Genomic DNA, 13,949 nt, shown 5'->3' with positions numbered 1-13,949 from the left:
ATCAACGGCCCCCGCGAGCCGGACTCGCGGGGGCCGTACGGCGCGCTGCGGGCTACTTGCCCGTCTCCTTCTCGTACGCCTTGATCACCTCGTCGGTCGGGCCGTCCATCAGCAGCTCGCCCTTCTCCAGCCACAGCACCCGGTCGCAGGTGTCCCTGATCGACTTGTTGTTGTGGCTGACCAGGAAGACCGTACCGGCTTCCTTGCGCAGCTCGCGGATGCGGGCCTCGGAGCGCTTCTGGAACGCCCGGTCACCCGTCGCCAGCGCCTCGTCGATCATCAGGACGTCGTGGTCCTTGGCCGCCGCGATGGAAAAGCGCAGGCGCGCCCCCATGCCGGAGGAGTACGTACGCATCGGCAGCGAGATGAAGTCGCCCTTCTCGTTGATGCCGGAGAAGTCGACGATGCTCTGGTAGCGCTCGTGCACCTGCTCGCGGGACATACCCATCGCCAGACCACCGAGGATGACGTTCTTCTCGCCGGTCAGGTCGTTCATCAGGGCCGCGTTCACGCCCAGCAGCGACGGCTGGCCGTGCGAGTAGACCTTGCCGCGCTCCGCGGGCAGCAGCCCGGCGACGGCCTTGAGCAGCGTCGACTTGCCCGAGCCGTTCGAGCCGATCAGCCCGATCGACTCGCCGCGGTACGCGGTGAAGCTGACGCCCTTGACCGCGTGCACCTCGCGCACCCCGCTGGAGGGCTTGCGGCGGATGATGCGGTTCAGGGCCGCGGTGGCGCTGCCCTTGCCCGCCCCGGTGCCGTAGACCCGGTACACGATGTGCAGGTCGTCCGCGATCACCGTGGGGACGCGGTTCCCGTCCGCCGTCTGCACGGCGTCCTCTTGCTCAGCCACGGCCGTACCGCTCCTCAGCCTTCCAGAAGTACACGAAGCCGACGACGCCCATCACCAGCGCCCAGCCGACGGCCAGCGGCCACACGTGCGGGGGCAGCTTGTCCGAGGTGAAGCTGTCGATCAGCGCGAAACGCATCAGGTCGATGTAGACCACGGCCGGGTTGCAGTCCAGCAGGACGTGCACGAAGGCGGGGACCGCCTTCTCCTTGAGGATCACGTCGATGCTGAACATCACGCCGGACGCGTACATCCACGTCCGCATGATGAACGGCATCAGCTGCGCCAGGTCGGGGGTCTTGCTGCCCAGGCGGGCCATGACCATCGCCAGCCCGGTGTTGAAGACGAACTGCAGCACCAGGGCCGGGATCGCCAGCAGCCAGGACCAGGTGGGCACCTGCCCGTAGCCCAGCAGGATGAGGACCAGCACGCCCATCGAGAACAGCAGCTGCTGGAGCTGCATCAGGCAGAACGAGATGGGCAGGCAGGCGCGCGGGAAGTGCAGGGCGCGCACCAGGCCCAGGTTGCCGGAGATCGCACGGGTGCCGGCCATCACCGAGCTCTGCGTGAAGGTGAAGATGAAGACGCCGGTGACCAGGAAGGGCACGTAGTCCGCCACACCGCGGCTGGTGCCGATCAGCAGGCCGAAGATGAGGTAGTAGACGAGCGCGTTCAGCAGGGGCGTCACCACCTGCCACACCTGGCCCAGCTTCGCCTGGCTGTACTGAGCGGTCAGCTTCGCGCTGGAGAAGGCGGAAATGAAGTGCCGCCGGTCCCACAGCTGCCGCACGTACTCCGGCAGGCTGGGCCGGGCCCCGCTCTGCGTCAGCCCGTACTTGCGGGCCAGCTCGGCACGGGACAACCCGTTGTCGGATGATGGCGGGGCACTCATGGCGACCGCACTGTCGTGCGTAGTCTCGCTCACTGTTGACACTTTCGTCCTCAAGGTGCGCTGCCGGGGCCGTGCCCCGGGCTCGCGCCTGATGCTCTCAGATACGAGCTTGTCAGATGACGGGTGGGCGGCCCAGCCGGGTCAGGCGCCACACGGTACGCCACTTCATGGGGCGCCGGGGACCACAGGACGTGGCCCAGCCCTCCTTGAAGCCGCCCAGCCAGGCACGCAGCGCGGGCCGCGAGGGCCGCCGGGCCAGGGTGAGCAGGAACCAGACACCGAGATAGACCGGAACCAGCGGGGCCGGAAGGTTACGGCGGGCCAGCCAGACGCGGTTGCGGGCCACCATGCGGTGGTAGACCGCGTGGCGGCTGGGGGCGTGCGTGGGGTGCAGCAGCACCATGTCCGACCGGTAGTCGATCAGCCAGCCCGCGTCCAGGGCCCGCCAGGCCAGGTCGGTCTCCTCGTGGGCGTAGAAGAAGTCGCCGGGCAGCCCGCCGACCTCCTCGAAGACCTTGGTACGGACCGCGTTCGCGCCACCGAGGAAGGTGGTGACGCGGGAGGACCGCATCGGGTCGGAGGCGCGCAGCCGCGGCACGTGCCGGCGCTGGGTCTCGCCGGTGTCCGGGTCCGCGATGCGGAAGCTGATGATGCCCAGCTTCTCGTCGCGGGCGAACGCCTCGCGGCACAGCTCGGCCGTGTCCGCCCGGTCCAGCAGCCCGTCGTCGTCCAGGAACAGCAGCACGTCCACCTCGCTGCCGCCCGGTCCGAACGCCTCGATGCCGACGTTGCGCCCGGCGGGGATGCCGACGTTCTCCGGCAGCTCCACGGTCCGTACGCCCTCGGGCAGCGGCGGCAGCGGCGAGCCGTTGCCGACGACCACCACCTCGACGGGGTCGCCGTGCTGCTTGGCGACCGAGTCGAGCAGCGCGCGCAGCTCCTCGGGGCGGTTGCCCATGGTCAGGACGACGGCGCCGACCTTCATTTCTCGCGCCCCCGTCACTTGAGCCTGCTGGAGGCGAGGATGGACACCAGGTGGAGCACGGTCTGCAGGAGCGCGATGCCGGCCATCACCGCGACGCCGAGCCGCGAGAAGAACAGGTCGCCCCGGACCGCGTCCACGACCGCCAGGAGCAGGATCACCAGCGACGCCTCGATGCCGAGGATCAGCCGGTGGAACTTGAGCGCCGCGGCGGCCTTGCGGGCCAGCGCCATGCCGGACGAGCGCGGCTCGGACGCCGCCTCCTTGACCGGCGGCAGCCCGCCCTGGTGGCGGGCGACACCGACCAGGTCGGTCTCGGCCTTGATCAGGATCGCGCCGAGGGCGGCGAGGGTACCCAGGAAGGCCCACAGCCAGTCGATCCGCCCGGAGCCCCACAGGTCGGCGGCGCGCAGGCCGAAGCCGACCAGTACGGCGGCGTCGGTGAGGTAGGCGCCGACCCGGTCCAGGTACACCCCGCCGAGCGAGAACTGCTTCTTCCAGCGGGCCACCTCGCCGTCGACGCAGTCGAGCAGCAGGTAGAGCTGGACCATCAGCACCCCGAGCACGGCCCCCCAGACGCCCGGCACCAGCAGGGCCGGTGCCGCGAGGACACCGAAGAGGGTCATCACATAGGTCAGCTGGTTGGGCGTGATCCTGGTGTTCACCAGGTACCGGTCGCAGCGCAGCGAGATTTCCCGCATGTACAGGCGACCGGCCCAGTGCTCACCGCTGCGCCGGTCCTTGACACCCTCGGGGTGCACGACCGGGCGGAGTTCAGCTACGGACGGCTTGTGCATAGTCGGCGTATGCGTCCCTGATCTGGTCGGTGGACAGGTCGAGGTGTTCGAGGATCGTGTAGCGGCCGGGGCGGGTCTGCGGCGCGTAGGCGACGGCCTCGACGAACTCCTCGTCGCTGAAGCCGATCTCGCCGGGCGTCACCGGCAGGCCGTGCCGCCGCAGCACCTCGATCATCAGCCTGCAGGTCTCCTTGTCCCCGCGCAGGTGCGTGGCGAAGGCGGCGCCGAGGCCGCACTGCTCGCCGTGGCTCGCCGCCCGCTTGGGGTACAGGAGGTCGAAGGCGTGGTTGATCTCGTGGCAGGCGCCGGAGGCCGGGCGGCTGTCGCCGGCCACGGACATCGAGATGCCGGTGAGGACCAGGCCCTCGGCCAGCACCTGGAGGAAGCCGTCGTCGCCGACGCCGCCGGGGTGGCGCAGCACGGCCTCGCCGGCCTGGCGCGCCATGGCGGCGGCCAGCCCGTCGATGTCCTCGCCGGTCTCGCGGTGCGACAGCTCCCAGTCCGCGACGGCGGAGATGTTGGAGATGGCGTCGCCGATCCCGGACCGTACGAAGCGGACCGGGGCCTCGCGGATGACGTCCAGGTCGATCACCACGGCGATCGGGTTGGGCACACCGTAGGAGCCGCGGCCCGCGTCGTTGTCGAGGGTCGCCACCGGCGAGCACAGGCCGTCGTGCGACAGGTTCGTCGCGACGGCGACCAGCGGCAGGCCGATCCGGGCCGCCGCGTACTTCGCACAGTCGATGATCTTGCCGCCGCCCAGGCCCACGACCGCGTCGTAGCGGCCCTTCTTCATGGCGTCGCCGAGCTTGATCGCGTCGTCCAGCGTGCCGCCGCCGACCTCGTACCAGTCGGCGCCGGGCAGCGCGGGAGCCAGCCGCTCCCGCAGCCGGGCGCCGGAGCCGCCGCTGATGGCGACGGCCAGCTTCCCGGACGCGGAGATGCGCTGATCGGCCAGCAGGCCCGCCAGGTCGTCCAGTGCGCCGGCGCTGATGTCGACGACGACCGGGGACGGAATCAGGCGGGTCAGTACCGGCATGCGATCTCACGGCCCTTCGCGAGGTCGTCGTGGTTGTCGATCTCGACCCACGCGACCTCGCCGATCGGCGCCACGTCCACCTTGAAGCCGCGGTTGACCAGCTCCTGGTAGCCGTCCTCGTAGTACAGGTCGGGGTCGCGCTCGAAGGTGGTCTTCAGCGCGTCCGCCAGCTCCTCGGCGGCCGAGCCCTCGATGAGGGTGACGCCGATGTACTCGCCGGTGGCCTCGGCGGGGTCCATCAGCTTCGTGATCTTCTGGACGCCCTTGTCGGGGTCGACGACGACCTTCATCTCCTCGTCGGCGAGCTGCTTGACCGTGTCCAGCGCCAGGATGATCTTCTTGCCGTCGCCGCGCGCGGCGAGCAGGGTCCGCTCGACGGAGACCGGGTGCACGGTGTCACCGTTGGCGAGGATCACGTCGTGCTTGATCGCGTCCCGGCCGCACCACAGGGAGTAGGCGTTGTTCCACTCCTCGGCCTTGTCGTTGTCGATGAGGGTGAGCTTGAGCCCGTACTTGGCCTCCAGCTCCGCCTTGCGCTCGTACACGGCCTCCTTGCGGTAGCCGACGATGATCGCGACCTCGGTCAGGCCGATCTCGGCGAAGTTGCCGAGGGTGAGGTCCAGGATGGTCGTGGACCCTTCTCCCGCGGGGTCCACCGGCACCAGGGCCTTGGGCAGGGTGTCGGTGTAGGGACGCAGACGCCGTCCGGCGCCGGCGGCCAGCACGAGGCCGATCATGCGGGTTCTCCTTCATCGTGTACGGCGGGTGCTTGGGAGGACACCCAGAAGCGGATGCTCTCCACGAGCACCAGCAGCGCCAGGACCAGTGCCAGGACCGTCAGCGCGATTGTGAAACCTGAGCCGTGCAGCAGGGCCGCGAGCAGGACGACGAGCAGCGTGCGCCCCTCGTGCCCGCCGGCCGCCCGCACCAGCCATCGCGGCGGGGCCCCCGTGCCGACGCGGATGCGGTAGACGGTGTCGTAGTGATGGTAGGCGACCGCCGCGACCAGCCCGAACGCCGCGGGCAGCGCCTGGTCGGCGTCCGAGCGGGCCGCCACCACCAGGATGGCGACGTATTCGCCCACGCGGAACAGCGGCGGCACCAGCCAGTCGAGCGGGCCCTTGAGCGGGCGGGCGACGGCGGCGCCGGCGAACGCCGCGTACACGGCCGCGCCCACCACCGGCCACCAGCTGCCGGCGTCGCTCCACGTCAGCTGCGCCATGAGGAACGCCACGCCCGCGAAGGCCATGACGGGCGCGGTGACCGGACCGCCGGCGGCCGGCCCCTTGGACAGCAGCGCGAGCGGGCCGGAATCGGCCAGGTCGGCGAGCGCGGCCGCGGCGCGGTCGGTGCGGCGGGCGCGCCGGGTAAGCGAACGCAGCACCCGGCCCGCCGTGGTGTAGCAGGCGGCCAGGGCGCAGCCGACGAGCAGCGCGTAGAAGACGATGCGCGGGGTGGTGCAGGCGGTCAGTACGGCGATCATGGCCCAGCGCTCGCCGATGGGCAGCACGATCATCCGGCGTACCCAGACCGTCCAGCCGACGCTGTCGAGCCGGTCGGACAGGGCCGCGGTGGGACTCGTGTTGCCCGTGGCGTCGTGGTTCGCCTCGTTGAAGGAGAAGTCGACGACATGCCGGCAGGTCTGGAGCACCATGGCCCCCAGGGCCAGCGCCCACACGTCGTCACCGCCGCGCGCCGCGCCGAGCGCGAGGCCCGCGTAATACGCGTACTCCTTCGCGCGGTCGAAGGTCGCGTCGAGCCAGGCGCCCATCGTCGAGTACTGCAGCGAGTAGCGGGCGAGCTGCCCGTCGGTGCAGTCCAGGACGAAGGAGAAGATCAGCAGCAGGCCGGCGGCGATGAAGCCGCCGCGGCTGCCGGTGGCCGCGCAGCCCGCCGCGATCACCGCGGTGAGCAGCGACGCCGTGGTGACCTGGTTCGGGGTCAGGCCGCGGCGCGCGCACCAGCGGGCGAGGTAGCGGGAGTACGGGCTGATGCAGAAGGTGGTGAAGAAGCCGTCGCGGGCCTTCACGGCGGTACGCAGCCGTACGGCCTCGTCATCGACGGCGGCGACGGCCTCCTCGGCCGTGGCGCGCTCGGCGGGCGTCAGCGGCACGGTCGCGACCAGGCTGCCCAGCTCGACGCGCTGCGGCGCGGCGTCCTCCGCCTCCATCGTCTCGGCGAGCGCGTCCGGGAGAACGTCCACGCGGTAGCGGGTGCCGGGCCCGGCGGGGACCGCGGTGGCGGCGCGCTGGAGCGCGGCACGCGCCTCGGGCTGCGCGGTGACGGCGCCCGGTACGGCGGCGGCCGGGAAGCGCGGGTCGGTCAGCGCCAGCCGGAGGCTGTGCAGGTGACCCACGAAACGGGGGTCGACGACGGCAACGCGTTCATCGGCCGGGACCGTGGCGAGCGCGTCGGCCACGGCCGCGGCCCCGTCCGCCGTACGGACGTCGAAACCCAGCGAGCGCAGGGCGGCTTCGAGCGGCGACCCGGCGACCGGCGGACCGGTGAGGATGGCGGTCGACAGACGAACTCACTCCTTGGAAACTGGCGAGGCCGCGCCGGTCGGTCCGCATTCGATACGGGCTACCCGGGCAGCGGGCGTGGCACACCGGCGCCCCCGAGAGGGTGGGTGGGCACGTCGGCAGAGGCTATCGGATCGCCGGATGCGGCCGTTCACCGCGCATTCACCGCACGATCGAGTGACCGCGGGCTGCGCCTGCCGCGATCATCATGGTCGATCAACGCACCCGGGAACAACTGACGCCCGGACACCGTGCCGGTTATGGGCCGGCTGGTCACGTGTGGGCGGATTGCCGCATGGCTGGCTGGCGGGCTGGCGTGGGTGGGGCCACGGTGGTCGACTCCGGGGGGCGGGGGCGCTCGCGTCCCTGGCAGCTCTTCGGATTCCTGGCGGCCCGCAGCGCCCCTACAGGTCAAATCGAACGCCACATTCCCCCACCGGGGGTCTACCCAAGCGGAGCGGGCGGGAAGCGCAAGGCAGTGGTCGGCAGGCAGGCAGGGAGGCGCACTGCGGGTGAAGAGTCGCGCCGCGGACAGGGAGGCGTACTGCCGACGGGGAACGTCGGCAGGCGGGGCGAACGGACGCCGACAGGCGAAGCAGACAGGAGACGGACGGCGGGCGAGCGGGGGGGACGGCCGGCGGACGGGGGGACGAACGGCAGGCGCGAGGGGTGGCGGACCGCCGGCAGGCGCGAGACCGGACGGTCACCACGCCGGGCGGTCGGCGACAGGCGGGGCAGTCACCGACAAACCAGCGCTCCGCATTGCCGCAGGTCAGCGACATGACAACGGTGTTCAGCCCCGCGTTGCCACATACCCCCCACCCGTAGTTCACTGCAAGGGTCGGCGGCATCGGCCGGACGGCGCGGGCGTGGTGTCTCGGACGGGAGGCGTACGGCATGGGCGCAGGACACGACCACGGAACCGGCGGGCCGGCGGGTGGTGCGGGGACCGGTACGGCAGCCGCGGCGTACCGCGGGCGGCTGCGGGGAGCGCTGGCGCTGACGTCGGCCGTGATGGTCGCCGAGATCATCGGCAGTGCCGTCACCGGCTCACTGGCCCTGCTCGCCGACGCGGGGCACATGGCCACCGACGTGGTGGGGCTGACGATGGCGCTGGTCGCGATCCGCTTCGCGAACCGGCCGCCGTCGCCGCAGCGCACGTTCGGGCTCGCCCGTGCCGAGATCCTCGCGGCGGTGGCCAATGCCTTGCTGCTGTTCGGCGTCGGCGGATACGTGCTGGTCACGGCGGTGCCGCGGTTCTTCGAGCCGGTCGGGATCGAGGGCGGTACGACCATGGCCTTCGGCGCCGTCGGTCTGGTGGCGAACCTGGTGTCGCTGTTTCTGCTGATGCGCGGGCAGCGCGACAGCCTCAACGTGCGGGGCGCGTTCCTGGAGGTGATGGCGGACGCGCTGGGGTCGGTGGCGGTCGTCGTGGCGGCGCTGCTGGTCACCCTCACGGGGTGGTCGGCGGCCGACCCGATCGCGTCCATCGTGATCGGGCTGATGATCGTGCCGCGTACCTGGAAGCTGTTCCGCGAGTCCCTGGACGTGCTGCTGGAGGCCGCCCCCAAGGGAGTGGACATGACAGAGGTGCGGGCGCACCTGCTGGCGCTTCCGGGCGTCGAGGACGTCCACGACCTGCACGCCTGGACGATCACGTCCGGAATGCCGGTGCTCTCGGCCCATGTGGTCGTCGCACCGGACGTACTGGACGCGGTGGGGCACGAGAAGCTGCTGCACACCCTGCGCGGCTGCCTGGCCGGGCACTTCGACGTCGGACACTGCACCTTCCAGCTCGAACCGGGCGGCCACGCGGCGCACGAGGCGCAGCTGTGCCCATGATGCGGGCGCGGCTAGGGCAGACTTGAGCGGCGAGGAGACCGACGACAAGGATGGGCATGCCGATCACACCTGCCAATGGACAGACCGCCGGAACCACGGCGGTGAACCCACCGGGCGGCACCGCCGAACCGATCTTGCTGGAGCTTGTCGACGAGAACGGCACGACGATCGGCACCGAGGAGAAGCTCGCCGCCCACCAGCCGCCCGGTCTGCTGCACCGGGCGTTCTCGGTCTTCCTCTTCGACGACAGAGGGCGGCTGCTGCTCCAGCGGCGGGCGCTGGGCAAGTACCACTCCCCCGGTGTCTGGTCCAACACCTGCTGCGGCCATCCGTACCCGGGTGAGACGCCGTTCGCCGCGGCGGCGCGGCGCACCGCCGAGGAGCTGGGCGTCGCCCCGGCGCTGCTCGGCGAGGCCGGTACGGTCCGCTACAACCACCCGGACCCGGAGTCGGGGCTGGTCGAGCAGGAGTACAACCACCTGTTCGTGGGGCTCGTGCAGGCCGCGCCGGAGCCGGACCCCGAGGAGGTCGGCGAGATCGCGTTCGTGACGCCTCAGGAGCTGGCCGAGCGGCATGAGCAGGCGCCGTTCTCGGCGTGGTTCATGACCGTGCTGGACGCGGCCAGGCCCGCGGTGCGGGAGCTCACCGGGCCCGCGGCGGGCTGGTAGGTCCGCTCGCCGGCGGGGCGAGCGGCAGTTCGGCCCAGACCGCCTTACCGCCGCTCGCCGTGTGCTCGACGTCGCACTTGCCGCCTGCCTCGGCCGTGAGCATCTTGACCAGCCACAGGCCGCGCCCGCCGATGTCGCCCTCGCCCGCCTCGACGGCCTTGGGGCGGTACGGGTGGTCGTCCTCCACGGCGACCCGGACCCAGTCGGCGCCGACCGTGATCTCGACGGTGATCTCGGGGGAGAGCAGTGCGGCGTGCTGCACGGCGTTGGTGACCAGTTCGGAGACGATCAGCATCAGGGCGTCCAGGATCTCGGCGGCCGCGGGTACGTGCTGCCGTGCGAGCAGGTCCCGGACCGCGTGGCGTGCCTGGGGCACCGACGACTCCAGTGCCGGTGCGGTGAAGCGCCAGACACCTTCGTACGCGCGCGCGGCAGTCAGCTCCTCGGGGGGGTCGGCCGGGGGGCCGGAAGGCGTCCTCACCCTCCGAGTGTTGGTTGTGAGCTGGTCAGGACCGACCCGCTGAACACAAGTCAGCTTCTATCGACGCCTTCTGACCGATTCCGCAATCGGCCATCAGACCTTCGACTGATCCTGGCTTTTTTGTTTCGTGTTCAAGGATTGCCGGACGAGGCCGGTGGGCGCCCGGTGGCGTCCGGTGCGCCCGTCCGCGGACCCTGCCCGCCCGTCACCATACCGACGATCCGCCGGCCTCCGACGCCCATCGCGATCAGCCCGAGCCCGTCGAAGAGCAGCGCCAGGGAGAAGAAACAGCCGATCACGTACCGGCTGCTGTGCGGCCAGTCGCCGAGCACCAGCACCCCCAGCAGGATGCCGAAGGCTCCCTGCACCAGCGTCCAGCCGAACTGCGGCCCCCGTACGACCACGCCGCCGACCAGCCGGAACACACCGCCGGTGAGGAACAGCAGCGCCGCGAACATCGTCAGCCCCGCCGCGGCCACCTCCGGCTGGCGGACGACGACCACCCCCGCGGCGATGTTCAGCGCCGCCACGATCACCGCGAGCCAGAAGAAACTGGATCCGCGCGACTGGATCGCGTGCAGCAGCCCGACCACGCCGCCGATCAGCAGCAGCCATCCGAAGAGCAGCATCGAGGTGAGCGTCGCGAAACCGACGTACACGAGGCCCACCAGACCGGAGATCACCAGGATCGCCCCGAGCACGGCCAGCAGGCCGAAGCTGCGTCTCAGCTCACCCGCCGCCTGCGTCCCCGGCGGCGTCGTACCCGCCGAAGGCTTCGAGGATCTGCTTCTGCCGAGCATCACGGCCCTCCTCACGGACGCCTTTGTCCCGGTATACCTCTTTCGGGACCGGACGGCAGCGCGCGCACGACAGCAGGCCCGGTGCTCACGAAGAGCGCCGGGCCTGCTGCGGAAGTAGCGGGGACAGGATTTGAACCTGCGACCTCTGGGTTATGAGCCCAGCGAGCTACCGAGCTGCTCCACCCCGCGTCGGTTTTCACCACCTTACGGGGCACCGGGGCCGTACGCCAAATCGCGGGGCCGGGCGGGAGCTGCGGGCCGCGCCGGGCGCCTGAGACAGCGGCCCAGTGGCACGGCCCCGCCGCCGGGGCGCGCTGCCACCGCCTGCCGTCAGGCGCGTCCGTCCCGGGCGGCCGAGCCCGCCCCCGTACGCGTCGGGCAGAGCCCTCAGAGAACGCGCTCCGCGATCCGCCCCTCCTCGACCTCGATGCGCCGGTCGGTGTGCACCGCCTCCAGCATCCGCCGGTCGTGCGTCACCAGGAGCAGCGTGCCCTGGTAGGACGCGAGGGCGGATTCCAGTTGTTCGATCGCCGGCAGGTCGAGGTGGTTGGTCGGCTCGTCCAGGACCAGGAGGTTGACGCCGCGGCCCTGGAGGAGGGCGAGGGCGGCGCGGGTGCGCTCGCCCGGGGAGAGGGTCGAGGCGGGCCGCAGCACGTGGGCCGCCTTGAGGCCGAACTTGGCGAGGAGGGTCCGTACGTCGGCCGGGGTCAGATCCGGTACGGCCGTACGGAAGGCGTCCGCCAGCGGCTCGTCGCCGAGGAAGGCGCCGCGGGCCTGGTCGACCTCGCCGACGACGACGCCGGGCCCCAGGGAGGCGTGTCCGGCGTCCAGCGGCAGCCGGCCCAGCAGGGCGGCGAGCAGGGTGGACTTGCCGGAGCCGTTGGGGCCGGTGACGGCGACCCGGTCCGCCCAGTCGATCTGGAGGTCCACCGGGCCGAAGCGGAAGCCGCCGCGCCGTACCTCGGCGCCGCGCAGGGTGGCCACGACCGCGCCGGCACGGGGCGCGGCGGCGATCTCCATGCGCAGTTCCCACTCCTTGCGCGGTTCCTCGACGGCGCCGGCGTCCAGGCGCTCGATCATGCGCTGGGTCTGCTTGGCCTTGGCCGCCTGCTTCTCGGTGGACTCCGTGCGGAACTTGCGGCCGATCTTGTCGTTGTCGGTGGCCTTGCGCCGGGCGTTCTTGACGCCCTTCTCCATCCAGTTGCGCTGGGTGCGGGCGCGCGTTTCGAGGGCCGCCCTGGTGTCCGCGTACTCCTCGTACTCCTCGCGGGCGTGGCGCCGGGCCCGCTCGCGCTCCTCCAGATACGCGGTGTAGCCGCCGCCGAAGGTGTTGACCTGCTGCTGGGCGAGGTCCAGTTCGACGACGCGGCTGACCGTGCGGGTCAGGAACTCGCGGTCGTGGCTGACCAGGACCGTGCCGGCGCGCAGGCCGGTGACGAACTCCTCCAGCCGGGCCAGGCCGTCCAGGTCGAGGTCGTTGGTGGGCTCGTCCAGCAGGAAGACGTCGTAACGGGAGAGCAGCAGCGAGGCGAGGGAGGCGCGGGCGGCCTGGCCGCCGGACAGGGAGGTCATCGGCTGGTCGAGGCCGATCGCGAGGCCGAGCTGGCCGGCCGTCTCCTCGGCGCGTTCGTCGAGGTCGGCGGCGCCGAGGGAGAGCCAGCGCTCCAGGGCGGTGGCGTACGCGTCGTCGGCGCCGGGCCGTTCCTCGACCAGGGCCTCGGTGGCGGCGTCCAGGGCGGCCTGGGCGGCGGTGACGCCGGTGCGGCGGGCCAGGAAGGCGCGTACCGACTCTCCGGGGCGGCGGTCGGGCTCCTGCGGGAGGTGGCCGACGGTGGCGGTGGGCGGGCTGAGGGCCAGCCGGCCCTCCTCCGGGGTGTCCAGCCCGGCCAGCAGGCGCAGCAGCGTGGACTTGCCGGCGCCGTTGGCACCGACCAGGCCGACGACGTCCCCTGGCGCGACCACGAGGTCGAGGCCGGAGAACAGGACGCGCTCGCCGTGGCCGGCGGCGAGGGACTTGACTACGAGGGTGGCGGCGGAGGAAGACATCAGGCCGCCGATCGTAGCCGGACCGCCGTGGAGCGGTCTTCCCGATATCGGCCGCCCGGCGGTCCGGACGCCGGCCGTCCTACCATCCGGGGCATGGAACCGGGCATCGTCACGCACGTCAGCGGCAGCACAGCGACCGTCACCCTCAGCCACCCCGCCAAGCGCAACGCCATGACGACGGGGATGTGGGGGCAACTGCCGCCGCTGCTGGAACGGCTGGCGGCGGACCGTGCCGTACGGGTGCTGGTGCTGACCGGGGCGGGCGACACCTTCTGCGCCGGTGCGGACATCGGGTCACTGCGCGGGTCGGCGGGGGCGGAGAAGGGGCTGGCGACGGCTGCCGAGGAGGCGCTCGCGGCGTTCCCGAAGCCGACGCTCGCGGCGGTACGCGGGTACTGCGTGGGCGGCGGCTGCCAGCTGGCGGCGGCGTGCGACCTGCGGTTCGCGGAGGAGGGCGCCCTGTTCGGGGTGACGCCCGCGAAGCTGGGGATCGTCTACCCGGCCTCCGCCACCCGGCGGCTGGTGCGCCTGGTGGGCCCCTCGGCCGCCAAGTACCTGCTGTTCTCGGGCGAGTTGATCGACTGTGCGCGGGCGCTGCGGACCGGACTGCTGGACGAGGTGCTGCCCGAGGGCGAGCTGGACAAGCGGGTGGCGGCCTTCACGGCCGTACTGGCGAGCCGGTCGCAGCTGACGCAGGCCGCGGCGAAGGAGTTCGCGGACGGTCCCGCCGACGCGGAGCGGGTGGCCCACTGGGAGGCGCAGGCGGGAGAGAGCGGCGACACCGCGGAGGGTGTCGCCGCTTTCCTCGAACGCCGGACGCCGCGTTTCACCTGGACGGCCCGGTGATACGGGCCACGGGCAGACGGGTCGTCCCACCCCGCCTTCAGCGTCGGACGCACGTTCGTGCCGACCGTGCCGTTGTCGGTGGCGCAGGCGGTGCAGTCGCCCGCGCCGGGCCGGCCGGCCCAGGTGTCGCGCAGTTCCGCGCCGTACGCGGTGGCCAGGCCGGGCGAGCCGGTGCCCGGTACGGTCG

The 13,949-nt window shown here is 71.9% G+C and carries 13 protein-coding genes and 1 tRNA gene; 3 read left to right on the top strand and 11 right to left on the bottom strand.

The genetic code is table 11. From position 1 onward, the window contains the following. Window positions 1-52: 52 nt before the first annotated feature. The 7 genes from ACZ4Z1_RS06705 to ACZ4Z1_RS06675 all read right to left on the bottom strand — a co-directional run bounded on the left by ACZ4Z1_RS06705 (window position 53) and on the right by ACZ4Z1_RS06675 (window position 7,081). Window positions 53-850: an ABC transporter ATP-binding protein gene (locus ACZ4Z1_RS06705; RefSeq protein WP_468485488.1), complete on the bottom strand. Its 798-nt coding sequence runs from the start codon at window positions 848-850 to the stop codon at window positions 53-55. After that, on the bottom strand, window positions 843-1,772 hold the full coding sequence (locus ACZ4Z1_RS06700) for an ABC transporter permease (RefSeq protein ID WP_468485487.1): 930 nt from the start codon (window positions 1,770-1,772) through the stop codon (window positions 843-845). Before ACZ4Z1_RS06700 ends, ACZ4Z1_RS06705 begins: the two co-directional genes overlap by 8 nt. 79 nt (window positions 1,773-1,851) lie before the next feature. Then, complete coding sequence (locus ACZ4Z1_RS06695) at window positions 1,852-2,724, bottom strand: glycosyltransferase family 2 protein (protein ID WP_468485486.1); 873 nt, start codon at window positions 2,722-2,724, stop codon at window positions 1,852-1,854. Window positions 2,725-2,738: 14 nt separating this feature from the next. After that, window positions 2,739-3,518, bottom strand: coding sequence for a CDP-alcohol phosphatidyltransferase family protein (locus tag ACZ4Z1_RS06690; RefSeq protein WP_468485485.1), 780 nt, complete (start codon window positions 3,516-3,518; stop codon window positions 2,739-2,741). Then, window positions 3,496-4,557, bottom strand: coding sequence for an iron-containing alcohol dehydrogenase family protein (locus ACZ4Z1_RS06685; protein ID WP_468485484.1), 1,062 nt, complete (start codon window positions 4,555-4,557; stop codon window positions 3,496-3,498). Before ACZ4Z1_RS06685 ends, ACZ4Z1_RS06690 begins: the two co-directional genes overlap by 23 nt. Beyond that, window positions 4,545-5,294, bottom strand: coding sequence for a phosphocholine cytidylyltransferase family protein (locus ACZ4Z1_RS06680; protein WP_468485483.1), 750 nt, complete (start codon window positions 5,292-5,294; stop codon window positions 4,545-4,547). Before ACZ4Z1_RS06680 ends, ACZ4Z1_RS06685 begins: the two co-directional genes overlap by 13 nt. Next, entirely contained in the window at window positions 5,291-7,081 is a 1,791-nt protein-coding gene (locus ACZ4Z1_RS06675; protein ID WP_468485866.1) for a DUF5941 domain-containing protein, read from the bottom strand. The genes ACZ4Z1_RS06680 and ACZ4Z1_RS06675 overlap by 4 nt, the downstream gene beginning before the upstream one ends. Before the next feature lie 895 nt (window positions 7,082-7,976). On the opposite strand from ACZ4Z1_RS06675, the gene ACZ4Z1_RS06670 reads away from it, so the two are divergent. Continuing rightward, window positions 7,977-8,921 carry a cation diffusion facilitator family transporter gene (locus ACZ4Z1_RS06670; protein ID WP_468485482.1) on the top strand — a complete coding sequence of 315 codons (945 nt, stop codon included), beginning with the start codon at window positions 7,977-7,979 and terminating at the stop codon, window positions 8,919-8,921. A gap of 56 nt (window positions 8,922-8,977) precedes the next feature. Then, window positions 8,978-9,589: an isopentenyl-diphosphate Delta-isomerase gene (gene idi, locus ACZ4Z1_RS06665; protein ID WP_468485481.1), complete on the top strand. Its 612-nt coding sequence runs from the start codon at window positions 8,978-8,980 to the stop codon at window positions 9,587-9,589. On the opposite strand, the gene ACZ4Z1_RS06660 is transcribed toward idi, so the two are convergent. The 4 genes from ACZ4Z1_RS06660 to ACZ4Z1_RS06645 form a co-directional block, all read right to left on the bottom strand. Then, window positions 9,564-10,070 (bottom strand): ATP-binding protein, encoded by a 507-nt coding sequence (locus tag ACZ4Z1_RS06660; protein ID WP_468485480.1) that lies wholly within the window; start codon window positions 10,068-10,070, stop codon window positions 9,564-9,566. The genes idi and ACZ4Z1_RS06660 overlap by 26 nt on opposite strands. Window positions 10,071-10,201: 131 nt before the next feature. Next, a complete protein-coding gene (locus tag ACZ4Z1_RS06655; protein WP_468485479.1) occupies window positions 10,202-10,870 on the bottom strand; it encodes an HdeD family acid-resistance protein in 669 nt (222 codons plus the stop codon). A 115-nt stretch (window positions 10,871-10,985) separates the two neighbouring features. Next, a tRNA-Met gene (locus tag ACZ4Z1_RS06650) sits at window positions 10,986-11,059 on the bottom strand. A gap of 198 nt (window positions 11,060-11,257) precedes the next feature. Continuing rightward, complete coding sequence (locus ACZ4Z1_RS06645) at window positions 11,258-12,916, bottom strand: ABC-F family ATP-binding cassette domain-containing protein (protein WP_468485478.1); 1,659 nt, start codon at window positions 12,914-12,916, stop codon at window positions 11,258-11,260. Between the two features lie 93 nt (window positions 12,917-13,009). Here ACZ4Z1_RS06645 and ACZ4Z1_RS06640 point away from each other — a divergent pair, with 93 nt between their 5' ends. After that, window positions 13,010-13,762, top strand: coding sequence for an enoyl-CoA hydratase/isomerase family protein (locus ACZ4Z1_RS06640; protein ID WP_468485477.1), 753 nt, complete (start codon window positions 13,010-13,012; stop codon window positions 13,760-13,762). Window positions 13,763-13,949 lie beyond the last annotated feature (187 nt).

The sequence above is a fragment of the Streptomyces sp. NPDC030165 genome (genome assembly GCF_055573595.1).
Note: the sequence above shows the minus strand (reverse complement) of the source record. Positions and strands in the feature narration are given on the sequence as shown.

Coding starts and splice junctions, on each gene's coding strand:
- ACZ4Z1_RS06645 (WP_468485478.1), bottom strand. CDS start 12,916: ATGTCTTCCTCCGCCGCCACCCTCGTAGTCAAGTCCCTCGCCGCCGGC.
- ACZ4Z1_RS06690 (WP_468485485.1), bottom strand. CDS start 3,518: ATGCACAAGCCGTCCGTAGCTGAACTCCGCCCGGTCGTGCACCCCGAG.
- ACZ4Z1_RS06655 (WP_468485479.1), bottom strand. CDS start 10,870: ATGCTCGGCAGAAGCAGATCCTCGAAGCCTTCGGCGGGTACGACGCCG.
- ACZ4Z1_RS06695 (WP_468485486.1), bottom strand. CDS start 2,724: ATGAAGGTCGGCGCCGTCGTCCTGACCATGGGCAACCGCCCCGAGGAG.
- ACZ4Z1_RS06640 (WP_468485477.1), top strand. CDS start 13,010: ATGGAACCGGGCATCGTCACGCACGTCAGCGGCAGCACAGCGACCGTC.
- ACZ4Z1_RS06670 (WP_468485482.1), top strand. CDS start 7,977: ATGGGCGCAGGACACGACCACGGAACCGGCGGGCCGGCGGGTGGTGCG.
- ACZ4Z1_RS06685 (WP_468485484.1), bottom strand. CDS start 4,557: ATGCCGGTACTGACCCGCCTGATTCCGTCCCCGGTCGTCGTCGACATC.
- idi (WP_468485481.1), top strand. CDS start 8,978: ATGCCGATCACACCTGCCAATGGACAGACCGCCGGAACCACGGCGGTG.
- ACZ4Z1_RS06680 (WP_468485483.1), bottom strand. CDS start 5,294: ATGATCGGCCTCGTGCTGGCCGCCGGCGCCGGACGGCGTCTGCGTCCC.